The following is a 22,788-nucleotide window of genomic DNA, read 5'->3' on the forward strand; positions in this document are numbered from 1 at the left end:
CACCTTTAAGTCCTTGTTGTTCGTCACTGATAGCGAGGATTGGATGCAATGTCAGCAAGCAGCTGTTCCGAAGCTTGCCGGTCGAACATGAACAGCTTCCTGCTGCCTTTCTCGAATTCGACGCGCACATGAACCATCGTCGCGTCTTCAGCCGATACGCTTACGCAGCTCACTCCGTGATCTTCCTGTAATACAGTCAGAAAAAAATCACGTGTTTGAAGCGCGGCCCGGTCATCCGGGCGCGCGCTCGCAACACGGTCAATTTGCAGCCAATTGAACAGAGCATCCTCGAGCTTCATTCACTATCAGCTCCTTGCCTAGTCTAGGCATAAGGTTACTGTCCTGAACCGGTGTTCACTGTCTTGCCGTTCTTCTTACGCAGCTTATCATACAGCTGGCGCCCGCGAAGCATCATCATCATAATGATCGCTACAGCCATACACTGAATGATCGGCAGCTTGTCGATCTGAAGAATGAACAACACGAATGCACCGATCGCCATAATGAGATGCACGAGCACTTCCTTCAGAATCGGCAGCCGCTGAACACGGAACACCGCATTGAAGATATAGATCGTGCATGCCAATATTAAGACGTACGTAATGACCGGATGGTTGCTGAACCATTCCTGCATCCCAGTAAACCTCCTTCAACCAAGCACAAGCTCCTAAATTATACGCCGGCTTGCGCTGTTTTGCGGTGTTTCTCCGCACGTTCACGTTCGCTCTTATTCAGAATCTTCTTCCGAAGGCGAATCGACTTCGGCGTAATTTCGCAGTACTCATCGTCGTTCAAATATTCAAGCGCCGCCTCAAGCGAGAAGATGACAGGCGTCTTCAGCTTAACCGTATCGTCCTTGCCGGCGGAACGAACGTTCGTTAATGCCTTCTCCTTACAGATGTTGACGATAATATCGTTATCGCGGTTGTGCTCCCCGACAATCATTCCTTCATATACATCCGTGCCCGGCTCAAGGAACAGCACGCCACGATCCTCTACGCCCATCATACCGTAGAACGTCGATACGCCGGTCTCACTCGATACGAGGACGCCTTGATGGCGGCCGCCAACCTGGGTGCCTGCCAGCGGACCGTAGCTGTCGAACGCATGGTTCATGATGCCGTATCCGCGCGTAAGCGTCAAGAAGTTCGTACGGTAGCCGATCAGACCTCGTGCAGGAATAATAAACTCGATTCGGACTTGACCCGAGCCGGTATTGATCATGTTCACCATCTCGGCTTTACGGGAACCGAGGCTTTCCATGACCGCGCCCATATGCTCTTCCGGCACGTCAATAAGCAGTCGCTCGTACGGCTCCGACTTCACGCCATCGATTTCTTTTATAATGACTTCTGGCTTCGATACTTGCAGCTCGTAGCCTTCGCGGCGCATGTTCTCAATCAGAATGCCGAGATGAAGCTCGCCTCGTCCCGAAACGATGAATGCGTCCGGGCTATCTGTCTCTTCAACGCGGAGCGCCACGTCAGTTTCCAATTCTTTAAACAAGCGATCGCGAAGCTTGCGGGACGTTACCCATTTGCCTTCGCGGCCTGCGAATGGACTGTTATTGACAAGGAACGTCATCTGAAGCGTCGGCTCATCAATCGTCAGAACCGGCAATGCCTCCGGATTCGCCGGATCGGCAAGCGTTTCGCCAATGTTGATGTCCTTAATGCCCGCAATCGCAATGATATCGCCTGCGCCTGCTTCTAGGACTTCAATCCGTTTCAGCCCTTGGAAGCCGAACAACTTCTCGATACGCGCTTGTTTGATTCCGCCTTCGCGCGTCATTACGGCTACCGATTGTCCTTGCTTCACGACGCCGCGGTTGACGCGGCCGACAGCGATACGGCCCAAATATTCGTTGAAGTCAAGCAGCGTCACGAGAAATTGCAATGGCTGCTCTACACTTTCCGTAGGAGCTGGAATGTGCTCTACAATCGTATCGTACAATGCCTGCATGTTCTCGTCCTGCTTGTCCGGATCAAGGCTGGACGTGCCCATTAGCGCAGATGCGTACACAACCGGGAATTCAAGCTGGTCATCGTTCGCTCCGAGCTCGATGAACAGATCGAGCACTTCATCGATAACTTCCGTTGGACGCGCATTCGGACGGTCGATTTTGTTCACGACGACGATCGGCGTTAAATTCGATTCAAGCGCCTTGCGCAGCACGAACTTCGTCTGCGGCATGCAGCCCTCGAATGCGTCAACGACGAGCAACACGCCGTCAACCATCTTCATAATCCGTTCTACTTCGCCGCCGAAGTCAGCATGCCCCGGCGTATCGACGATATTAATCAAATAATCCTTATAGTTAATTGCCGTGTTCTTCGCCAGAATCGTAATGCCGCGCTCGCGCTCGATATCATTGGAATCCATGGCGCGCTCTTGAACCGCTTCATTCTCGCGGAATGTGCCGGATTGCTGAAGCAGCTTATCGACAAGAGTTGTCTTGCCGTGGTCTACGTGCGCGATAATTGCAATATTACGAATCTGCTGTCTTTCCTTCATTGTCATAATCCACTCCAATTAATCATTTCTTATCTTTCTATATACTACCGGTCAAACAACGCAGGGGGATTACCATCGCGTCCTGCGGCCGCGGCCGAGCGTCAGCCACAAACCCGCAACAACCAACACGAGTCCGATGACATAAATGCTCCAGCTTGCAATGAGAATAAATCCGAACAAAACGACCGCAACAGCGCCTAATGCGACGGACAGCTGCAGCGCTAGACGGGGCTTGAATGAGTCGAACGTATAATATTCGTACAGCCCCGCTGCCGGACCGAACAGCAGCAGCGGCCAAAGCTGATTGAAGAACGACCATCCAAATAAAGTACAGAACAAAAACAAAAGCCCGTATACAGACAGTATGCCCGCAGGCACTAATGCAACGGATGGAAGCAGCCGGCCAAAATACAGTACGTGCAGCAAAATTCCCGCGCCGAGCAGCACTAAAGGCCATAAGATCGAGCCGATAAAACTAAAGAAACCCCATTTGCCAAGCAGAATTACAAGCCCCGCGCCGAGCAGAGCAACTCCAGCATAGTGTTGTTTAGACAAAAGCCTCCCCCCGATCGTTCCGGTTACAATCGGTATCGCCGCCATTCCTGTTCGACGAAAGACGACACGATCCCGTAACTTCTCGCAACCTCTAGTGTAATAGAACTGAGAATAAAAAACCAGTGCTAACCATCAGTTCCCTAGGAAAAAGAATAAGCCGCCTCTTCCGCTCCCGCGGAATAAGCCGGCGCCTTTGGTAATATTCAGCGTTATATGCTTCTTACTTTCGGCCTACTGAGCAAGCCCGCGATAATAACAACCGGTATACAAAATAACGGCACCGCTTCATGCACGGCAGAAGAACTCCTAAACAGCCATTCGTTCAAGCCAGGATCGCTAACGAGCATTTCCCCAGCCGCATAGCCAAGCAGCGCAGCCCCTACATAGACAAGCGGTGGAAACCTTCGAAGTAGAGCCCCGACCAAATGGCTGCCCCATATAATTATCGGAATGCTCGCCAGGATGCCCAATACGAGCAGCACCGGTTCACTATCCGCAATCGCTGCAATGGCCAGCACATTATCGAGGCTCATAATAAAATCAGCCGCAACGATCGTCTGTATGGCAGCAAGCAATGTCGCGCTGCGTGGACTGGCAGCCAACGCTCCCCCTCCCTCTTCCCCATTATACGCATCCCGGAACAGTTTGACGGCAATGACGCCCAAGAGCAGAGCCCCGACAGCTTGCAGAAACGGAATTTGCAGTAGCGCTACGGCAACAGCCGTCAAGACACATCGCAGTACAACAGCTACCGCGCTTCCCCACCATATTGCCCTCTTGCGCTGTACCAGCGGCAGCCCGTTGCTCGCCATTGCAATAACGACTGCATTATCACCACTAAGCAGCATATTAATGAGGACAATCTGCATAAATACGAGTAAGCTATCCAACTTGTACACGCTCCCTTCTTAAACAGCTGTATGTCTGTCCAGCTGCTAATATGAGAGAAATTATTGTGGAACGGGTACATCGTTCGTCCGTAATGAGACTTACAATTGAAAAGTTCTGGGAGGGCCTGAAGGATGGAGCTTGACTTTTTATCGTGGGCATTCGCCGTCGCACTTCTGCAAATCGTATTCATCGATCTTGTACTAGCCGGCGACAACGCTATCGTCATCGGTATGGCTTCACGCAATTTGCCGAAAGCGCAGCAGAAGCAAGCGATCATTTGGGGTACGATCGGAGCCGTCGTCATTCGTGCGATTGCAACGCTTCTCGTCGTCCATCTGCTCAAAATTCCGTGGCTGCTGCTTATTGGTGGGTTCCTGCTCCTCTTTATCGCTTATAAGCTGCTCGTCCAAGAAGAAAGCCACGATACAATTAAAGCGGGCAACAGCTTATGGCAGTCGATTCGTACAATTATAATCGCCGATGCTGCGATGGGGCTTGACAATGTCATCGCTGTTGCAGGCGCCGCTCACGGCAACGACTTGCTCGTAATAATTGGCCTATTAATCAGCATCCCAATCGTTGTATGGGGAAGTACACTATTTATTAAGCTTATTCAAAAATTTCCTTGGATCATATACATTGGCACCGGAGTACTCGCCTATACCGCAGCCAAGATGATTACACACGAGCCAGAAATTAAACATTATTTCGAGAATAGCACCCTCTTTTCTTGGAGCTTCATATCCATCCTTATCTTACTTGTCATCCTTGCCGGCATTGTCACGAATATGATTAAGCGCAGCCGTAGCTCAGAACGGAATAAGAAGGCGATTATAAGCAGCAGGGACTCCATATAGGAGTCCCTGCTGCTTGTCGATATACCCGGATTATATTAGAACCACCGGTCCTCATCGCTATTTATGGCCGGCTTTGCCTCATCCTCTGATCTTAGGACGACCGTAACCGTATTTTTAACCGCTTGCTCTATCATCGCATCCAGATTGTCGATGGAGGCTTCCGTCGCCTCTACGATCTCCAAGTTCGGATTCGTTGTAGGCGACTTCGGAACGAACAGCGTACAACAATCCTCGTATGGCAGAATGCTCGTTTCATAAGTGCCAATTCGTTCGGATAGCTGGATAATATCGATTTTGTCCATCATGACAAGGGGACGCAGAATCGGCAGGCTTGTCACTCTTCCGATGACGTTCATGCTACCAAGCGTCTGGCTGGCCACTTGACCGAGGCTGTCGCCGGTTACGATCGCATGTGCGTGCTCTCGCTTAGCAATCTTCTCTGTAATCCGCAGCATAGCTCGGCGCATCAGCGTTATAATAAGCCGCTCTTGACCGGATTGCGCGAAGCTCGTCTGAATATCGGTGAACGGAACAAGATGCAGCTTGAGCTTGCCATCCGTGTAATAAAGCAGCCGCTTCGCAAGCGTAACGACCTTCTCCTTCGCCTGTTCACTCGTGAACGGATAAGAATGGAAGTGGACCGCTTCCAGCTGCAATCCCTTGCGCATGCCGAGCCACCCCGCGACAGGGCTGTCGATACCGCCCGATAACAACAGCAGACCTTTGCCATTCGCTCCGTACGGGAAACCGCCTGCTCCTTTGTCGACATCGCAATAAATGTAAGCTCCGCCTTGCTGGATATCAACCTGAAGCTCGACCTGCGGATGATGAACATCCACCTTAAGCTCCGGTGTAGCACGAAGCACATAAGACGCAACGAGATGGTTCATTTCGATGGAATTGTACGGGAACTGCTTCCAGCCTCTTTTGACCGTCACTTTGAACGTATCTTTGCGCTGCTTGTTCGCTTGGAATACTTCGAGCGCTGTCCGCTGAATCGATTCCAGATCGACCTCTGCCCTTTTCACCGGGCTGAACGAGACCAGTCCGAATACGTCGCGCAGAGCTGCTGCTATGTCCTCGTATGGATGACCGTTCAGCTCGACATACAACCGCCCATACGTCTGTTTGACCACCGCATTCGAATACGGACGTAACGCCCGGCGCACATGCTCAGCGAGCAGTCTCTCAAACTTGGCGCGGTTTTTTCCTTTGACCGTAATTTCGCTTCCTAGGCGAAGCAGTACCATATCATAAATGTTCGACGACATTTAACTTCTCCTCTCCATCGGCTTTAGCTCCGTGACGGTATCCCGAATTGCTGCTGCCAAATGGTCAATATTATCCTCTGTATGCTCATATCCGAAGCTGATCCGGATTCCACCGGCTGCTCTTCTCGTATCGCCCGACATCGCCATAATAACGCGGCTCGGCTTATCGTCCTTCGACGAGCAGGCTGATTTCGTAGAGACGATGAACCCCTTCTGCTCCAGCGCATGAACGATAACTTCAGGCTTCATGCCGGGATAGCTGAAATGTACGATATGAGGCGCCGTATCACCATCCGCACTGCCATTCAGTACAAGCTCCGGTACATTAGCCAAATGACCTATTAGACGACTGCGCAGCCTCCTCCAATGGCCGAAGCTTGCATCGGCCTTTTCCATCGCCATACGGAATGCTTTCGCTGAAGCAACGATTGCAGGCGTATTCGACGTTCCTGGACGTATGGAACGCTCCTGCTCGCCTCCATACAGTATCGGATGAAGCTTTAGCCCGGACTTTATATACAAAATGCCGACGCCCTTCGGACCTTTCACCTTATGCGCGGAGCCTGAAAGCAAATCGATTCCCCAGCCCGCAATGTCGATTGGCAGCTTGCCGACGCTTTGCACCGCGTCGACATGGAACAACGTCCTCGGTCTGCCTGCGAGCAGACGGCCGATCTCAGCAATCGGCTGCACAGACCCGACTTCATTGTTCACATGCATCACACTGACAAGAATCGTCTCCTCCGTCAATGCGGCTTCAACGTCTTGAACAGATACACGACCAAGCTCATCAACCGGCAAATAGGTGACGGAGAAGCCCTCCTTCTCCAACTGCTGAAACGTCTCATAGACGGACGCATGCTCGATCATCGTCGTAATCAAATGCTTGCCTCGTGCCGCATACTGTCTTGCAGCACCTTGAATCGCAAGGTTATTGCTTTCGGTACCGCCTGAAGTGAATACCCATTCCTCAGCTTTTGTCTTGAACAGCTTCGCGAGCAATTCACGAGAACGATCGATCAGATGGCCGGCATTGGCGCCGGCCTGATGAATCGATGAGGGATTTGCATAATGAATACGCATGACCTCGGCAATCGTCTGAATGACTTCTTCATGCGGAGGCGTCGAGGCGCAGTGATCAAAATAAAGCATAGATTACCTCCTGTATACAACAAGAAAAGCTCCTGACGGAGCCTTCTTGATAACGATTTACGTTCTTGTTAGATCTACACCAAAGCTGCAGCAGCTGCTGATTGCTTCGCTGCCATCACTTTCGCAATATAGCGCTGCGTCTCCGAAGGAAGGCCTTCATACAAGCGGTTTAACTGCTCATTCGTCGAGATGCCTAGTCGGTCAATTCTTCCCGGTCCAGCATTGTAAGCAGCCAGTGCTACCGCTTCGTTACCGTTATAACGGTTAAGCAATGACGACAAATATCGCGTACCGCCTTCAATATTTTGAATAGGGTCGAATGAATTCGTCACGCCCATGCTGCGTGCCGTACCATCCATCAATTGCATTAGACCTTTGGCGCCGGCAGAAGAGACCGCATTCGGATTATATGAAGACTCCGTCCGAATGACGGCTCTAATCAAATTCGGATCAACACCGTACTTGGCAGCTGCCGCTTCAATGTAAGCATCATATTCCGAAGAGCCTGCTGATTGGGCACTAGATTCGGACACGGTACTGAAATCATTATAGTAGTTCGAATAGTTCGAGATCATAGGCATTAAATTATCGCCGATCGATAACGTGTTTAAACCTAAAGCTGAATCTAAGCTAGCCGTTGAATAATTATCATTCGAACTGCTATACATATATTGCGACAACAACGTATCGAATAAGGAAGAACTGCCTAATGAATCCGATTCACTTAGTACTGAAGAAGAACTCGTATTCAAGCTTGTCATCCATTGAAGCTGCAGCATCGTCTTGAGAATACGCGGATCGATACTCATAGTCACTCTCCCAATTACTATCAATAATCATGGTTTTATAGCTTTCATTCATATTCTACATCGTTTAGCCCCGGTGCGCCAGTCCTAACCGAATGAGTCTATAGCCATATTTCGACAAAAAAACGGCATCTCCTCTTCGGAGATGCCGGCGCGCCTCATCCTTCTTCCTTACTAACGAACGGAGAAATACAATGGAATAAGCACAATATAGACAATCGCCGCGATCAGCCCGATCGACATGGCCCATATTCCGAGAGCGCGGCTTCCTGTACTGTAAGCGTACACTCCAAGCGCAGCAGCGGTAGGACCGAGTATGACGGGCCATAGAAACCACGATGCGATGGCAAAAATGAGTCCAATCCAGCCAACGGTCGAGGACAACGAGAACGAGGTATACGGTTTCGAATCTTGATCCATCAACTGCTCATGACGCCGATTGGCGTCCGGAATATATCCTGTCATCGTCGGATAAGCGCCCGCTTCGGCAGAAAACTCCGATTCATCACGTCGTTTGCGCCGCCATGCCGTACGTCTTGGCCTGTGAGCAGTGCTGCTCTCATCATCAGGAAGAGATGACCATTCCCTCCAGTCTTCATCCATAACGGTCACCTCTTCCGGAATGTCTGGCAACAGGTTACGGACGATTCAACTGCCTCGTCTTGATGATCAATGAATGATTCATTAGCAAACTCTGCATAGAACGATGCATGCTGATCGAGATCGACTTCTATCGCCTCAGCATTGCACCGGTTCCCATCTCCCCAGAATGTACAATTCGAAACGCTGCACTTGACGCCTTTAGGCATCGCCATCACCTCCGCTCATAGCTTACCCGAAGCGGAGGTGTGCTCATGCGAGGTTATTTTTGCCCTTGCATACGGCGCGCTGTCATATAGTCGCTTTCGTAATACGCCAATTCCTCGCGCAGCTCCTCGTAAATCTTGGAAACCGACAGTACAATCTCACGTGCGGGACGAATCGGCACATAACGAAACCGAATCGCATCTTGTCCCGTATAGGCGTAACGGCCATCCTCCGAATAGCATTCGTTCTTCGGATAGTAGAATGCAGCAACGGCCTGATGATACGCTTCGTACAGATGGCGCTCTGCCGTCTCCGTATCGAAGTTCGGACGACGAAGAACGATTCCGATTTTCTCGTATACCGTTTCTGAATAAACAAGCAGATGACGAAGATCTGCGAGCAAGCCTTTATAGAAGAGCGCCGCTTCTTCATTCTCTTCCCCATTAAGCAATTGCGGCACTGCGTATGCGTTCAAGAACGATTCCAATTGGACGATTGCTTCTTTAAGTTTGCTATGAGTAGACTCGCTTAACCCTTTAACGTTGGTACCTGGCATAGTGAGTTAATCCCCTTTCATTGTCCATCACACAAGTCCCTTTTATCGTACCATAAATGAATCATCTGTGGTACTGTCGATCATCGATTAGCGTATAATTTGTACGTTCGTTTCTTACTCTAAACGTAATTGCGAAGAAATAGTGCAATGGATGGAGGAAACGATTGAATGCGCGGAAAACAGTGGATTGCATGGGTCGCTCTTGCAGCGGCGTTGTTACTCGTCATACCGCTAGTAACGAAATATACGCCAATTAGGAATGAGCAAAAAGCATCACCTCAAGCAGCAGAACGCTCCAGGACGGCACAAGTCAAGTCCGAGACAGCAGCGAAGCTTCGTATCCTGCAGCGCGATATGGACGCTACGGCAATGCTGTGTACGACGGAATGTACGAAAGATTTTACAAAGCTTGTCAATGGACAAACCGAAGGAAAGACGAAACAAGAAAAAATTAAACATATGATGGACATGCACAAACATATGCTGTACATCAATTGGATGAACAGCAAACGTTCCGTTTCCCGCGGCGCAGTACCGCCTGAGCTGAAGAAGAAGGCAGACAAGCTGCTGGAGCTAGCCGGCAATTCAATCGCTCAAGGTCAATCTTTCAGCTCAAAGCCATTTGAATATAATGGACATCGGTACATCGTGATCGGCGTTCCAGATAAGAAGCATGCCGGAAGCGGGGTAAGAGGGCTCGTGATGCAGGATGTCGTTGGACAAGTGAAGCGTCACCAACAGCGCAATCTTCGATTAGTCCCCTATCCAGCTGAAGGGCATTACAGGATTGAGTCCGTCAAAGCGAATACGACCCAAGATACGACCGTCCGGACAGGAGAAGATAACGGCGGCGCGAGCCATTACCATATTAATGAAGTCGTCGTTCGCTTCCGTACCGATCCGACCGAACAGCAGCTCGCGGCCATCCGTCAAGATATTCAAGCTGTAACGATTCAAAAGCTCGGCTATACGTATGTCTTCCGATCCAAGCAGATGGAGACAAAGGCAATGATGCGTTACTTCCAAGAGCGCTGGAAGCCTGTATATGTGGAGCCACATTATTTATATATGACGAACGACACGAAGAACAACGCTAAGCACCAAAATAAAAAGGCCACCAAAGCAGCAAAAGCGAAGGCCACAACAGGACAAGATATTATTCCGAACGACGTGCTCTACCGGGAATACCAATGGAATTTGCCGACTATAGAAACAGAGAAAGGATGGAAAGTAGGCAAAGGTTCTGACTCCGTTATTGTCGCGGTGCTCGACACCGGCGTACAAGGCGATCATCCCGATCTGCAAGGGCGTCTTGTAAAAGGAACAAACATCGTAACCGAGGACGAAGCGCCGGAGGATGATGTTGGCCATGGAACGCATGTCTCGGGCATTATCGCTGCATCAGTCAATAATGGAGAAGGTGTAGCGGGCTTGTCGTGGTACAACAAAATTATGCCGGTCAAAGTATTAGATTCAAGCGGCGCTGGTTCTACTTATTCAGTTGCACAAGGAGTAATCTGGGCGACGGATCACGGAGCAAAGGTTATTAATATGAGTTTGGGCAACTACGCACAAGCCGACTTCCTTCACGACGCGATCAAATATGCATTCGATCATGACGTCGTGCTCGTCGCAGCAAGCGGCAACGACAATACGGAACGACCAGGCTATCCGGCAGCATATCCAGAAGTATTCGCCGTTGGGGCAACGGACAAAAACAGCAAACGCGCGACATTCTCCAATTACGGCGATTATATCGACGTTGCTGCGCCAGGAGACGCGATCGCAAGCACCTATCCCGGTAATCAATATGCAGCTCTATCCGGCACCTCGATGGCAAGTCCGCACGTCGCAGCGCTCGCCGCGCTAATCCGCTCGATTAATCCGGAGCTGAAAAACACCGAGGTCATGGATATTATGCGGCAAACTGCACTCGATCTCGGTACGAAAGGCAAGGACAAATATTACGGTTACGGTCAGATCGACGTCAAGAAGGCGCTCCATGCCGCAGAGCAATCCTCGGTGTCACTCCAGAGATTCCCTCAACATACAGCACGTAAGCTTGAAAAAATGTAAAGCAAAAGGAGCTGATGCAGCCGTCATTCGACGGAGCATCAGCTCCTTACTCGTTATAAATTCAAATAAGAGCCGTGCGGAAAGTTTGCCATAAGCCGGGTTCTGTGCATTCGGTGGTGCGAACGGGAACGACCCTCCCACCTACTTAGCGACAATCATCTATCTAGGCCGTCCATTGCTGAACGGCTCAAGCAACCAACCCGAACGCGCCCCGGGCAAGGGCTGCGCGCAAGGCGCGGCGTTCTCTCGGTCTTGCTCCAGATGGGGTTTACCAGGAACATAGTCACCCATGCTCCTCGTGGTCTCTTACACCACGGTTCCACCCTTGCCTGATCCGGCATAGCCGGCCATCGGCGGTCCATTTCTGTGGCACTAGCCTTCAGCTCGCGCTGACTGGACGTTATCCAGCATCCTGCCCTACGGAGCCCGGACTTTCCTCTCGCGGCACATGGCCGCCAGCGATTGTCTGTCAAACTTTCCGGTTCGCTAAGTAAGTATACTCGGAATTAGCGCAAAGCTCAACCTGTTTTCGTCAACCAAATGAACCAAAATTATTTTTGGCGTTCTGCCTACATGAACTGAAACGGTTCCGTCGACAACGAGGATGCGATGACTTGTGTCGTCGATTTGCGCTCCGTAAGCTGAGCAGTCAGCCAATCGGCAACGCGCTGCTTCATAATTTTCTCGACGTTATGTCCTGGGTCAATAATCATCATTCCATCAGCAAGCGCATCATGGGCAGTATGGTAATCGATATCGCCTGTTACTATGACATCTGCTCCTGAGAACTTCGCATGGCGCACATACTTGGCTCCAGAGCCTCCAAGCACCGCAAGCTTCCTTACGGGAGCAGATAAGTCTCCTACGACACGAACGAACGGCACTTCAAAAGCATTCTTCACTCTGTCAACCAGTTCTCCCAGCGTTGTCGGCTGCTCCAGCTTACCGACTCTTCCAAGACCGAAAGACCGCCCCATCAGATCAACAGGATATAGATCGTACGCCACCTCTTCATAAGGATGCGCCTTCAGCATCGCTTGTACGACTGCACGGTGAACGCTGTGCGGTACAATCGTCTCGATCCGCACTTCCTTCACCTTCTCCAGCTTACCCTGATGTCCGATGAAAGGACTCGTGCCTTCTCCCGGCCGGAACGTACCCGTCCCCTCGATGACGAAGCTGCAGCAGTCATAATGACCAATGGTGCCCGCTCCGGCATGCCATATCGCCTGCTGAACCTGCTCCTCATGCGTCTGAGGTACAAATACGACGAGCTTGTACAATTTATCCGTATGCACTTCTTCAAGGCAACCGCGGCCTTCCGGGACGATGCCCAGCAGATCGGCCATCCAGTCATTAATTCCTCCATCGGTTACGTCCAAATTTGTATGGGCGATGTAAACAGCAATATCATTCTTAATCAGCTTCTCATACAGCCTACCTGCTGGCGTAGAGGTGTCTATCTTAGCAAGCGGCCGAAAAATAATTGCATGATGCGCAACAATCAGGTCGGCTCCTTCAGAAATCGCCTCGTCTACGACTTCATTCGTTACATCAAGCGCAACAAGCACCTTATGGATCGGTTTATTCAACGTTCCGAGCTGCAGGCCGATTTTATCTCCTTCCACAGCGTAATGCTTCGGAGCAAGCTGTTCCATAAGCTGCGCTATCGTTTGTCCTTTAGCAAACATTCAAGCACCTCCTCCATTCGTCTCATTTCTGCCCGGAATTGCTCCGCTCTATCGGCCGCTTCCTCCGTCTCAGACTGTTCCATCTGCTCTAGAATGCGCTTCATCTTCCGAATCTCACTTTCCCATTTGCGGAAAAACACTTCATTCGGCTGCTGAAGCAAATATGGACCGAATCGATACAATAAATGTACCGCATCCACACCCTCGGCAGCAGACGGCACATTCGTATCCCGATACAGCTGAGCATTTCGCTCCGCTGCGTCATCAACTGAAGTCGCTGCGATAATTTCATAAATTTTGCCATCTTCTTCAAGTATACGCTCGTCCGTCAGCAGCCAATCGTGCGCTGTCAGCCAGCGTCTTACAGCATCCTCTCCAACATTCGGTTGAAGAACCAGCTGCCTCACACCTTCAAGCTTACCTGCCTTATAGCCTTCCTCCAATATTGTGGCAATAAGCTGGCCGCCCATACCGGCAATCGTTATGATATCCACTTCACCTGCCTGCACGACCGATAAGCCGTCACCTCGACGAACCTGTACTTTATCGTTCAGACCGGCAGCGTTAACCTGTCTGCAGGCCGCTTCGAAAGGTCCTTTATTGAGCTCCCCGGCAATAGCGGACGGACATTTGCCCGCCGACACAAGATAAACTGGGAGCAGCGCGTGATCGGAGCCGATATCGGCAATACGCGCACCGTCTTGTACGAGCTCGGCGATCATACTCAGCCGATCCGACAATTTAATCTTTACATTCATGAAGATACCCACGCAATCCATTGTTTTCGTAATCCGAACAGCAGTCCTCCGCCGATCGCTATTTTAACAAATAATACAAGCTGCGACAAAACATAATCCTCTATGAACAACGTGCTGTACAATTCAGGCATGAACCAGACGAGACAACCGATACCAAATAACACCATCGCTACAGACCTCGACCATCGCTGCGTAAACCAGCTAAACCAGGCGAATACGAAGGTCATCGGCAGCCAGTAAAGCTGAATCTCATACCAAGAAGGCACGTCATCTCTACGTGACAGCGCCCATGCATACAACAGCAGCAAGGCTGCCCAGCCAGCAAAATGAAGCAGTGCCATTCTGGCCGCTATACCATATATAATCCATAAGATAGCACAACCAGCCAGCAAGGCTGCTTGAGCTCCCCAACTGTCTATATTGTGCTGCTTGAGCAAGTAAATACCCATTCCAAGCAAGCCGAGCATGTCACTCCCGACTATTGCTATGCCGGCGGGCTCGTTCTTGCGCCTTACTCGCTGTCCGTACAGCAGCAGCAGGATGAAGCCTACTGCGGTTACCCCTATTTGCAATAGCGGATGAAAAGCGGTAAAATGAAGTACAACAAAGCAAATGAAGGAAAAAAATACAATTGCAAGCAGCCATTGCTTGCCCGATGCGGTGAGCACAGCCTGAGCTGCACGGCCGGACAGCCGGCTTGAAGATCGATTGTCTTCTTCCTGCTCATCAGCATATAGGTTAAGCAGGAAATCACAATACCGGTCCGGCAGCAGCTTGCTGCGCCGCCAATGATGTATTTCTTGAACGATGATCTTTTTCCGTTGCTGGTCCATAATCCGCTCCCCTTCCGAATTTGGAAAAAAAGACCTTGCTGCACATAGCAGAAAGGTCCCGGGCCATTACTCAAGAAAATCCTTCAATCGCTTGCTGCGGCTTGGATGTCTTAACTTGCGCAGCGCTTTAGCTTCAATCTGGCGAATCCGTTCACGTGTAACGCCGAACACTTTGCCAACCTCCTCCAGCGTGCGAGTCCGACCGTCATCCAAACCGAAACGAAGACGAAGCACGTTCTCTTCCCGCTCCGTCAATGTATCCAGCACGTCCTCCAGCTGTTCCTTCAGCAGTTCGTACGCAGCAGCATCGGCTGGCGCGAGCGCTTCCTGATCCTCAATGAAATCACCCAAATGCGAGTCGTCTTCCTCGCCGATCGGAGTCTCGAGCGAAACCGGCTCTTGCGCGATCTTCATAATCTCTCTCACTTTATCGGTGCTGAGCTCCATCTCTGCCGCAATTTCTTCTGGCGTCGGTTCGCGTCCAAGCTCTTGCAGCAGTTGACGGGACACGCGAATGAGCTTGTTAATCGTCTCGACCATATGAACCGGTATACGGATCGTACGCGCTTGGTCTGCGATTGCCCGCGTAATCGCTTGGCGAATCCACCATGTAGCATACGTACTAAATTTGTACCCTTTCGTGTGGTCGAATTTCTCAACCGCCTTAATCAGACCCATATTTCCTTCTTGGATGAGATCGAGGAACAGCATTCCGCGTCCCACATACCGCTTGGCGATACTAACTACAAGACGCAGATTCGCTTCCGCGAGCCGGCGCTTTGCTTCCTCATCGCCCTTCTCAATCCGCTTGGCGAGCTCTACCTCATCATCAGCCGACAAGAGCGGTACTCTTCCGATCTCTTTCAGGTACATCCGTACCGGATCGTTAATTTTAATACCTGGCGGAAGCGCCAAGTCGTCGTCGAAGTTAAATTCATCGTGCTCGTGATCCCGTTCACGGTCATGATCATCCCGACTCATTGGAGAATCATCATCGTTCTCATTAACTACTTCGATTCCCAAATCGTCAAGCTGCTCGAAAAACTCATCAATCTGTTCCGGATCCTGATCGAACGGTGCCAGCTTCTCCATTATCTCTTTGTAGGTTAAGGAGGATCTTTTCTTACCGTGCTCAATAAGTTGATCCTTGATGAGCTCTAGCTTCTGCTCCGTTTCTAGTTCAGTATGTTGATCATTCGCCATATTACGACTCCCTCCTCCCTAGAAACGATCGTCCTGCCGTCCTTTCAGCTGTCTCTCTAGGGCTATAATCTCACTTGCAATTTGCACAGCCTGCGCAATGTCTCCGGATCGCTCCGCCCGCACTAACTGTTCCTTCTTCTGTTCGAGCTCGCGTATGCGAGGCATCTTACGAATTTCCCGGATGAAATCGTCGAGCAGCTGCTCGTTGAATGGGAAGTCGCCGTCCATTAACAGAATCGAAGCGGCCGTCCGCTCAAGACGATCGTCTTGAAGCGTGGAGATGAACCGTTTGACATCAGGATCATGACCTTGCGCATAGAATGCATATAAATAAGCAGCAAGAGCTGCGTGATCCTCTACATTGAAAGCATCTCCCAGCCGGTCGTGCACCTTACGTGCCATTTCGGCATCGCGCATCATAACCGACAGTAGCTTGCGTTCCGCTTGTTGATAAGCAGGCAGCAGTACCGGCGGACCAGCAGACGAAGGACGCTTTTCATTCCTACCATTATTCCACGAAAAACCGTTATTATCCCTTGGGCTATGCAAATTTTGCATCGACTGGCGCGCGGTATATACATCCTGCTTGAGCGATTCGACTGAAATGCCAAGCTCCCTTGACAGCTCCTGCATGTACACCTCACGCTCGGTAGCGGACTCAAGCTCCGCAATTATTTTGGCCGCCTCGATCAAATATTTGCGTCGCCCCTCATCTTCTTCTAGCATATGGTTTTTTCGCAAATATATAAGCTTAAATTTCACGGCTGATACGGGATGGTCCATTACATCACGCAAAAACGCGTCGGGGCCATACGCCTCGATCGCCTCGTCCGGGTCCATGCCGCCTGGCAGCATCGCTACACTGACCGTCAAGCCAGCCCTCTCGAGCATCGGAATCGCCTTCATCGCAGCCGCTTTACCGGCATTGTCGCCATCATAGCATATGACGATCTCATCAGCTGATCGGCTTAAGATCGCGGCATGCTCATCCGTTAGAGCGGTTCCCATCGTCGCAACGCCGTTGCGGACTCCTGCGTTCCACGATTTAATAACGTCCATGTAGCCTTCGAACAGGACGACCTTTCTTCGCTTGCGAATATCAGGCCGTGCATGATTGAAATTGTACAATGTCCGACTTTTCGTAAAAAGTGGAGATTCAGGCGAGTTCAAATATTTCGGCTGCCCGTCACCCATTATCCGTCCGGCAAAAGCGATCACTTTACCTTCCCGGTTCCAGATTGGAAACATAACACGTCCTCTGAACCGATCGACATAGCCGGTGCCATCCTGCTTCGCAGATAACAAGCCGGCCTTCTCCATAAGCGCGAGCGGAAACTTACGTGCCTCGAGAAACCGGGCTAGCGTATCCCAAGATTCAGGTGCATATCCTATCGAGAATTGATCGATTAGCTTGTCCGACATACCACGTCCACGCAAGTAAGCGAGTGCGGATTGACCCTGCGGCGTGTTCATAAGCAAATAATGATACAGCTTTGCAGCCAGTTCATGTGCCTCAATCTGCCGGTCTCGATCCGGATTTGCCGGCGGGCCGAAGACAGCACTGTCTGCCCAAGTAACCGGAATTCCGGCTTCTTCAGCTAGAATACGCACCGCTTCCGGAAAGGAATACCCCTCAATCTCCGCAATGAATCGAATAACGTTACCGCTCTTGCCGCATCCGTAGCAGTGAAATATTTGGAGCTCTGGCGTAACCGTAAAGGATGGCGTTCGTTCCGAGTGGAACGGACACAAGCCCTTCATATATTTCCCGTTTTTGGTGAGATGAACGTACTTCCCGACCGTCTCCACGATGTCATGCGCATTGCGTACCGCTTCAATGGCGGACTCCGGAATTTTACCGTATGCCACATTACTCACCTTTTCCTCTTGCACCTAAATACTATTCGCTAATGTTGACAAAACTCCTGCCTCTGACTCAAAAGTTTTGTCAGTTTTTGCTGAAATCGAAGTCTGTCTTCATCCGTTAGCGCTCGCGGGCCCTTCGACCTTCCGCCAGCTCTGCGCCTCTTGGCCGATTCATGACGACGTTCAAGCAAATAGCCGATTTCCTCCTCGACAATCTGTTCACCACGCGTTGACAGTACAATACCACCCTTCGCCAGTACAAGGGACGCTAAGCCTAAGTCTTGCGTGACTACGATATGGCCCTTGCGAACCCGATTGACGATATATAGATCGACTGAATCGCTGCCCCGGTCCACTTGCACGACGCTGACGCCGTCTGACGGCTCCAGCCGATGGTCATAGGACGATACCATTAGCACCGGGACACCGAACGGTGCTGCGGCGGCTACAATTTCTTGTTTAACCGGACAAGCGTCGCCGTCAACGATGATAGCAGTGTCTGGCGGTGCGTTGCTATCGGATTGAAGCAGCATAGACATCATCACCGTTCATTTCATAATGAAATTACCGTACTATTATATACGGCGCCGCTTCATAAAATCCTGCCTACCGCTTAGGACTGAAGTCGAATATGCTCCATTATGATGCTTGCCGTCTCTTCAACAGCACGGAAAGACACATCAATCACGGTGCAGCCCAGCTTCTCCATGACCGCCTCGGCATATGCGAGCTCATGTTCGATTCTAGACGTCGTCGCATATACAGCACTATCCGGTAGTCCGAGCGCCTTAAGTCGTTCTTTGCGAATAATATTTAGATAAGGAACACCGATCGTTAGACCGATGATCTTTTCTTTGCGGACGTGAAACAGCTCATCGGGCGGTTTCAGTTCCGGCACGAGCGGGACATTCGCTACTTTATATTTCTTATGAGCGAGATACATAGATAGCGGCGTTTTGGAAGTCCGCGAGACACCGACAAGCACGATATCCGCTTTTAGTACGCCAGTTGAATCACGCGCATCATCATACTTGACAGCAAACTCTACCGCATCGACTTTTCGAAAATAGTCTGCATCGAGCACATGGTTCAAGCCCGGCTCCTGCCGGGCAGACTTTCCTGTCTGTCGTTCGAAGCTCGTCACGAGCTGACCAAGCAGATCGATGCATTCCACTTCAAACTTTCGCCCCAATCTTAAAAGCTCATCGCGTAATGACGGGATTACGAGTGTAAACAGGATGATGCCGCCCGTGTGTTTGGCTCGAAGCACCACCCGCTCCAACGCCGATACATCTTGAATGAATGGCGCTCTGCGAATGTCGGCCACAATCGGATGGAATTGAGCCGCCGCGGCTCTAACGACAAACTCGCCCGTCTCGCCTGCCGAGTCGGAAACAACATATACAATGAGGTTTCGTTCCATTTGGGCTCCTCCTGTTACTTGTTATATGAGCTCCGCTTAGGTACTAATTCCGTAAATCTAACGATCGTTATGGTCAGCGTTCACATCACTGCCAAACATACAGTTGTCGAACGCTGACCTCGTGACGGGATATACGAACGTCCCTCACAGTACGATAGAATGCAGCATAAAGACTGCATAGAATGCAATTACACCAGCGCTCGAATACGGGATTGGGCATAATTCCTGGACAAAGTACAGCTAATGAGCAGCGATTAATCGATAAAGCGAATGCTTACGCCGCAATCGCTGCATTTCATACCGTAGCTTTAGCCTTCGATTCAGTCAGCACTCAAATTACTGCAAACCATGCAAGAATCGAACTCAGACCTGTCGCGACATGAGATACGACTAGATCAGCTTTATATCACTCTCACGTTTCGATTTACCATACCAGCTTGCTAAAGTCAGCGAGCTTGACGATATCGGCTGAGATGGAAGCAAGCGTAGCCAGACGGTTGCGGCGTACGTCGTCCTGCTGAGCCATAACCATAACAGAATCAAAGTATGTCGTAATCGGTGCCTTAAGCTGCGACAACTGAGCCAATGCGCTTGCAACGTCACCGCTATTGAAAAGCTCGACATATCGTTCATGAGCCGACTTCCATGCGTCGTACAGCGCTGCTTCAGCAGGCTCTGCGAACAACGCTGGATCGACCTGTGCCGATTCTGCTTTCGCAGCCAGGTTGTTAACACGGTTGAAGGCATCGACAACAAGTTTAAATTCTTCCTTCTCGTTGCCTGCGGCATTCGCCACGATAACGGAAGCGCGCTCAACCGTCAGCTTCAGGTCATCGAAGCCGCCTGCCATAACTGCATCTACAACGTCGTAACGAACGCCTTGCTCCGTCAGCACGTTCTTCACACGGAGCGCGAAGAAGTCGTATAGATCTTTACGGATTTCTTCTACAGAACGTTTCACTCCCCGCTGCTCATGAACAGCGATCGCGATATCGAACAGATCACCGAGCGGGATTGGCAAGCTTTGCGCCAGAATCGTCTGCACGATACCAGCCGCTTGACGACGAAGCGCATAAGGGTCCTGTGAGCCTGTTGGGATAATGCCAATTGAGAAGCAGCCGACGATCGTATCGATTTTGTCTGCCAAGCTTACGATTGCACCAGGAAGCGATGCTGGGGCAAGATCTCCCGAGAAGCGCGGCTGATAATGCTCATTGATCGCTCTGGCTACCGCGTCGCGCTCGCCTGCTTTACGCGCGTAATCCTCGCCCATAATCCCTTGCAGCTCAGGGAACTCGTATACCATCTGTGTAACGAGGTCGAACTTGCTAATGTCGGCCGCACGGCTAATATCAGCAGCAGCCGAAGCATCAGCCTTCACTTGAACAGCCAGCTTATCCGCGATGGCGCGAATACGGCGAACCTTATCCGCTACAGTTCCAAGCTCTTCATGGTAGACAATCGTTTCGAGCTTCGCAAGCGCATCGGCGATCGCCAGCTTCTGATCCTCGGCGTAGAAAAACTTCGCGTCGGACAGACGTGCGCGCAGCACCTTCTCATTGCCTTTGGCAACGATATCAAGCGACGTCTTGTCGCCGTTACGCACCGTGACGAAGAATGGAAGCAGCTTCCCTTCTTTATCCAGTACCGGGAAGTAACGTTGATGCTCACGCATCGAAGTTATCAGCACCTCCTGCGGAATATGCAGGAATGATGGATCGAACGTACCAAACAGCACGTTAGGCGTCTCCACGAGGAACAATACTTCCTCTAGCAAATCCTCCTTGACGGCGATATCCCAGCCTTTCTCTTGCGCGAGCGCTTCAATCTGACGGACGATTTCCGCTTCACGTTCCGCAATATCGGCAATAACATGCTGCTCACGCAATGCTTCGACATACGCAGCAGGGCTTGTGATCGTCGTCTCTGATCCGAGGAAGCGGTGGCCGCGCGTTACATTACCGCTTACTACACCTGCGATTTCAAGCGGAACAATATCTGTGCCGAATAAAGCAACGAGCCATTTGATCGGACGAACAAACTTCAGATCGTAACTGCCCCAGCGCATGTTTTTCGGGAATGTCATGCTGTGAACGATAGAGGACAGACCTTCCGACAGAACAGATGCTGTCTCGACCCCTACACTGCTTTTGTTACCGTACACATATTCCACACCGGCAAGCTCTTTGAAATAGAGCTGCTCCGGCTCAATGCCTTGGCTCTTGGCAAAGCCAAGCGCAGCTTTGCTCCAGGCGCCGGATGCATCCTGCGCAATTTTGCGCGATGGACCCTTAACCTCCTCGTTCACATCCGATTGCTTCTCAGCGACAGAGCGAACGAGCACAGCCAGACGACGGGGAGTAGCATAAGCCTCGACTTCACCATGCACAATGCGGGAATCATCGAGCCATTTCTCCATTTTATCCTTCAACTGGTTAACAGCGCCGCGAACGAAACGTGCAGGCACTTCCTCCAGACCGATCTCGAACAACAGATCTTTAGCCATTAGCGCTCATCTCCTTTCTTCAGCAGCGGGAATCCAAGCCGTTCGCGCTCCTCCAAGTAAGTTGCCGCACAAGCGCGGGCAAGGTTGCGGACACGCATAATGTAGCCTGTTCGTTCTGTCACGCTAATGGCGCCGCGTGCATCAAGCAGGTTGAACGCATGCGAGCATTTCAGCGCATAGTCATAAGCCGGGAATACCAGATGGTTGTCCAGCGAACGCTTCGATTCTTCTTCATACATATTGAACAGCTTGAACAGCATAGCGCTATCGGACGTTTCAAACGTATATTTGGAATGCTCGTACTCCGGCTGTAAGAATACGTCGCCATATTTCACATCGCCTACCCACTCAAGCTCGAACACATTTTCTTTCTCTTGAATATATGAAGCAAGACGCTCCATACCGTACGTAATTTCGACCGCAACCGGATTCATATCGATGCCGCCGACTTGCTGGAAGTAGGTGAACTGTGTAATCTCCATACCGTCAAGCCATACTTCCCAGCCTAGCCCCCAGGCGCCGAGACCTGGATGCTCCCAGTTATCCTCAACGAACCTGATGTCATGGTGCGCAGGATCGATACCAAGACGCTTCAGACTCTCCAAATACAGCTCCTGGATATTGTCCGGCGACGGCTTCATAATGACTTGGAATTGGTGATGCTGATACAGACGGTTCGGATTTTCTCCATAACGGCCGTCCGCTGGACGACGCGATGGCTCTACGTATGCGACATTCCATGGCTCCGGACCGATTACACGGAGGAACGTCATCGGGTTTAGCGTACCTGCGCCCTTCTCTACGTCGTACGGCTGCACAAGAATGCAATTTTGCTCTGCCCAAAACTGCTGCAGCGTCAAAATCATGTTCTGAAAATTCATGCTCATGTGCTCTTCTCCTTCATCAATAGTTATCGTTTCAAGGCGTTCAAGCTGCGGGCAACAGTCTTATAACATAACAAAAAGCTCCCGTCCCCACGCCTGATTGACAGACGTAGGGACGAGAGCACTACTCCCGCGGTTC

The 22,788-nt window shown here is 50.8% G+C and carries 22 protein-coding genes and 1 other RNA gene; 2 read left to right on the forward strand and 21 right to left on the reverse strand.

Annotation, left to right across the window (positions count from 1 at the left end; translation table 11 throughout):
* Positions 1 to 23: 23 nt before the first annotated feature.
* The 5 genes from PXY01_RS03895 to PXY01_RS03915 form a co-directional block, all read right to left on the reverse strand.
* Positions 24 to 299, reverse strand: coding sequence for a hypothetical protein (locus PXY01_RS03895; protein WP_127567520.1), 276 nt, complete (start codon positions 297 to 299; stop codon positions 24 to 26).
* Between the two features lie 35 nt (positions 300 to 334).
* A complete protein-coding gene (locus tag PXY01_RS03900) occupies positions 335 to 634 on the reverse strand; it encodes a YlaH-like family protein (RefSeq protein ID WP_127567522.1) in 300 nt (99 codons plus the stop codon).
* Positions 635 to 672: 38 nt separating this feature from the next.
* On the reverse strand, positions 673 to 2,514 hold the full coding sequence (typA, locus tag PXY01_RS03905) for a translational GTPase TypA (protein ID WP_127567524.1): 1,842 nt from the start codon (positions 2,512 to 2,514) through the stop codon (positions 673 to 675).
* 69 nt (positions 2,515 to 2,583) lie between these two features.
* Positions 2,584 to 3,069, reverse strand: coding sequence for a hypothetical protein (locus tag PXY01_RS03910; protein ID WP_127567526.1), 486 nt, complete (start codon positions 3,067 to 3,069; stop codon positions 2,584 to 2,586).
* Positions 3,070 to 3,278: 209 nt separating this feature from the next.
* Entirely contained in the window at positions 3,279 to 3,968 is a 690-nt protein-coding gene (locus PXY01_RS03915) for a TerC family protein (protein ID WP_127567528.1), read from the reverse strand.
* A 123-nt stretch (positions 3,969 to 4,091) separates the two neighbouring features.
* Here PXY01_RS03915 and PXY01_RS03920 point away from each other — a divergent pair, with 123 nt between their 5' ends.
* A complete protein-coding gene (locus PXY01_RS03920) occupies positions 4,092 to 4,817 on the forward strand; it encodes a TerC family protein (protein WP_127567530.1) in 726 nt (241 codons plus the stop codon).
* A 35-nt stretch (positions 4,818 to 4,852) separates the two neighbouring features.
* On the opposite strand, the gene thiI is transcribed toward PXY01_RS03920, so the two are convergent.
* From thiI to PXY01_RS03950, 6 genes are all read right to left on the reverse strand, one after another.
* A complete protein-coding gene (gene thiI, locus PXY01_RS03925) occupies positions 4,853 to 6,088 on the reverse strand; it encodes a tRNA uracil 4-sulfurtransferase ThiI (RefSeq protein ID WP_127567531.1) in 1,236 nt (411 codons plus the stop codon).
* A complete protein-coding gene (locus tag PXY01_RS03930) occupies positions 6,089 to 7,240 on the reverse strand; it encodes a cysteine desulfurase family protein (RefSeq protein WP_127567533.1) in 1,152 nt (383 codons plus the stop codon). It abuts the gene before it with no gap.
* Between the two features lie 74 nt (positions 7,241 to 7,314).
* A complete protein-coding gene (locus PXY01_RS03935) occupies positions 7,315 to 8,049 on the reverse strand; it encodes a lytic transglycosylase domain-containing protein (RefSeq protein ID WP_127567535.1) in 735 nt (244 codons plus the stop codon).
* A gap of 171 nt (positions 8,050 to 8,220) precedes the next feature.
* Positions 8,221 to 8,649, reverse strand: a complete 429-nt coding sequence (locus PXY01_RS03940) for a hypothetical protein (protein WP_127567537.1) — start codon at positions 8,647 to 8,649, stop codon at positions 8,221 to 8,223.
* Between the two features lie 5 nt (positions 8,650 to 8,654).
* Positions 8,655 to 8,855 (reverse strand): DUF1540 domain-containing protein, encoded by a 201-nt coding sequence (locus PXY01_RS03945; RefSeq protein ID WP_127567539.1) that lies wholly within the window; start codon positions 8,853 to 8,855, stop codon positions 8,655 to 8,657.
* 53 nt (positions 8,856 to 8,908) lie between these two features.
* Positions 8,909 to 9,409 carry a DUF3907 family protein gene (locus PXY01_RS03950; RefSeq protein WP_127567541.1) on the reverse strand — a complete coding sequence of 167 codons (501 nt, stop codon included), beginning with the start codon at positions 9,407 to 9,409 and terminating at the stop codon, positions 8,909 to 8,911.
* Positions 9,410 to 9,577: 168 nt separating this feature from the next.
* On the opposite strand from PXY01_RS03950, the gene PXY01_RS03955 reads away from it, so the two are divergent.
* On the forward strand, positions 9,578 to 11,485 hold the full coding sequence (locus PXY01_RS03955) for a S8 family peptidase (RefSeq protein WP_127567543.1): 1,908 nt from the start codon (positions 9,578 to 9,580) through the stop codon (positions 11,483 to 11,485).
* Positions 11,486 to 11,561: 76 nt separating this feature from the next.
* Here PXY01_RS03955 and rnpB read toward each other — a convergent pair.
* The 10 genes from rnpB to glyQ form a co-directional block, all read right to left on the reverse strand.
* Positions 11,562 to 11,963, reverse strand: an RNA gene (rnpB, locus tag PXY01_RS03960) — RNase P RNA component class A.
* 91 nt (positions 11,964 to 12,054) lie between these two features.
* Positions 12,055 to 13,176, reverse strand: a complete 1,122-nt coding sequence (locus PXY01_RS03965; protein WP_127567545.1) for a Nif3-like dinuclear metal center hexameric protein — start codon at positions 13,174 to 13,176, stop codon at positions 12,055 to 12,057.
* Positions 13,152 to 13,934, reverse strand: coding sequence for a tRNA (adenine(22)-N(1))-methyltransferase (locus tag PXY01_RS03970; protein WP_246027787.1), 783 nt, complete (start codon positions 13,932 to 13,934; stop codon positions 13,152 to 13,154). The genes PXY01_RS03965 and PXY01_RS03970 overlap by 25 nt, the downstream gene beginning before the upstream one ends.
* On the reverse strand, positions 13,931 to 14,767 hold the full coding sequence (locus PXY01_RS03975) for a hypothetical protein (RefSeq protein ID WP_127567547.1): 837 nt from the start codon (positions 14,765 to 14,767) through the stop codon (positions 13,931 to 13,933). The genes PXY01_RS03970 and PXY01_RS03975 overlap by 4 nt, the downstream gene beginning before the upstream one ends.
* Before the next feature lie 66 nt (positions 14,768 to 14,833).
* Positions 14,834 to 15,970: an RNA polymerase sigma factor RpoD gene (gene rpoD / locus PXY01_RS03980; RefSeq protein WP_127567549.1), complete on the reverse strand. Its 1,137-nt coding sequence runs from the start codon at positions 15,968 to 15,970 to the stop codon at positions 14,834 to 14,836.
* Between the two features lie 18 nt (positions 15,971 to 15,988).
* Entirely contained in the window at positions 15,989 to 17,839 is a 1,851-nt protein-coding gene (gene dnaG, locus PXY01_RS03985; RefSeq protein ID WP_127568057.1) for a DNA primase, read from the reverse strand.
* Between the two features lie 38 nt (positions 17,840 to 17,877).
* Entirely contained in the window at positions 17,878 to 18,369 is a 492-nt protein-coding gene (locus tag PXY01_RS03990) for a YaiI/YqxD family protein (RefSeq protein ID WP_127567551.1), read from the reverse strand.
* A gap of 80 nt (positions 18,370 to 18,449) precedes the next feature.
* Entirely contained in the window at positions 18,450 to 19,259 is an 810-nt protein-coding gene (locus tag PXY01_RS03995; protein WP_127567552.1) for a pyruvate, water dikinase regulatory protein, read from the reverse strand.
* A gap of 424 nt (positions 19,260 to 19,683) precedes the next feature.
* Positions 19,684 to 21,765: a glycine--tRNA ligase subunit beta gene (gene glyS, locus PXY01_RS04000; protein WP_127567554.1), complete on the reverse strand. Its 2,082-nt coding sequence runs from the start codon at positions 21,763 to 21,765 to the stop codon at positions 19,684 to 19,686.
* Positions 21,765 to 22,646: a glycine--tRNA ligase subunit alpha gene (gene glyQ / locus PXY01_RS04005; RefSeq protein WP_127568059.1), complete on the reverse strand. Its 882-nt coding sequence runs from the start codon at positions 22,644 to 22,646 to the stop codon at positions 21,765 to 21,767. The genes glyS and glyQ overlap by 1 nt, the downstream gene beginning before the upstream one ends.
* Between the last annotated feature and the right edge of the window lie 142 nt (positions 22,647 to 22,788).

Origin of the sequence: Paenibacillus xylaniclasticus (assembly GCF_004001065.1) — a bacterium.
Classification (GTDB): Bacteria; Bacillota; Bacilli; order Paenibacillales; family Paenibacillaceae; genus Paenibacillus_T; species Paenibacillus_T xylaniclasticus.

Bases quoted from the DNA above. Each gene is read 5' to 3' on its own strand.
- PXY01_RS03920 (WP_127567530.1), top strand. From the start codon at position 4,092: ATGGAGCTTGACTTTTTATCGTGGGCATTCGCCGTCGCACTTCTGCAA.
- PXY01_RS03975 (WP_127567547.1), bottom strand. From the start codon at position 14,767: ATGGACCAGCAACGGAAAAAGATCATCGTTCAAGAAATACATCATTGG.
- PXY01_RS03930 (WP_127567533.1), bottom strand. From the start codon at position 7,240: ATGCTTTATTTTGATCACTGCGCCTCGACGCCTCCGCATGAAGAAGTC.
- PXY01_RS03935 (WP_127567535.1), bottom strand. From the start codon at position 8,049: ATGAGTATCGATCCGCGTATTCTCAAGACGATGCTGCAGCTTCAATGG.
- PXY01_RS03965 (WP_127567545.1), bottom strand. From the start codon at position 13,176: ATGTTTGCTAAAGGACAAACGATAGCGCAGCTTATGGAACAGCTTGCT.
- thiI (WP_127567531.1), bottom strand. From the start codon at position 6,088: ATGTCGTCGAACATTTATGATATGGTACTGCTTCGCCTAGGAAGCGAA.
- rpoD (WP_127567549.1), bottom strand. From the start codon at position 15,970: ATGGCGAATGATCAACATACTGAACTAGAAACGGAGCAGAAGCTAGAG.
- PXY01_RS03900 (WP_127567522.1), bottom strand. From the start codon at position 634: ATGCAGGAATGGTTCAGCAACCATCCGGTCATTACGTACGTCTTAATA.
- PXY01_RS03970 (WP_246027787.1), bottom strand. From the start codon at position 13,934: ATGAATGTAAAGATTAAATTGTCGGATCGGCTGAGTATGATCGCCGAG.
- PXY01_RS03945 (WP_127567539.1), bottom strand. From the start codon at position 8,855: ATGCCTAAAGGCGTCAAGTGCAGCGTTTCGAATTGTACATTCTGGGGA.
- PXY01_RS03955 (WP_127567543.1), top strand. From the start codon at position 9,578: ATGCGCGGAAAACAGTGGATTGCATGGGTCGCTCTTGCAGCGGCGTTG.
- PXY01_RS03940 (WP_127567537.1), bottom strand. From the start codon at position 8,649: ATGGATGAAGACTGGAGGGAATGGTCATCTCTTCCTGATGATGAGAGC.
- PXY01_RS03950 (WP_127567541.1), bottom strand. From the start codon at position 9,409: ATGCCAGGTACCAACGTTAAAGGGTTAAGCGAGTCTACTCATAGCAAA.
- PXY01_RS03995 (WP_127567552.1), bottom strand. From the start codon at position 19,259: ATGGAACGAAACCTCATTGTATATGTTGTTTCCGACTCGGCAGGCGAG.
- glyS (WP_127567554.1), bottom strand. From the start codon at position 21,765: ATGGCTAAAGATCTGTTGTTCGAGATCGGTCTGGAGGAAGTGCCTGCA.
- PXY01_RS03990 (WP_127567551.1), bottom strand. From the start codon at position 18,369: ATGCTGCTTCAATCCGATAGCAACGCACCGCCAGACACTGCTATCATC.
- PXY01_RS03895 (WP_127567520.1), bottom strand. From the start codon at position 299: ATGAAGCTCGAGGATGCTCTGTTCAATTGGCTGCAAATTGACCGTGTT.
- glyQ (WP_127568059.1), bottom strand. From the start codon at position 22,646: ATGAATTTTCAGAACATGATTTTGACGCTGCAGCAGTTTTGGGCAGAG.
- typA (WP_127567524.1), bottom strand. From the start codon at position 2,514: ATGAAGGAAAGACAGCAGATTCGTAATATTGCAATTATCGCGCACGTA.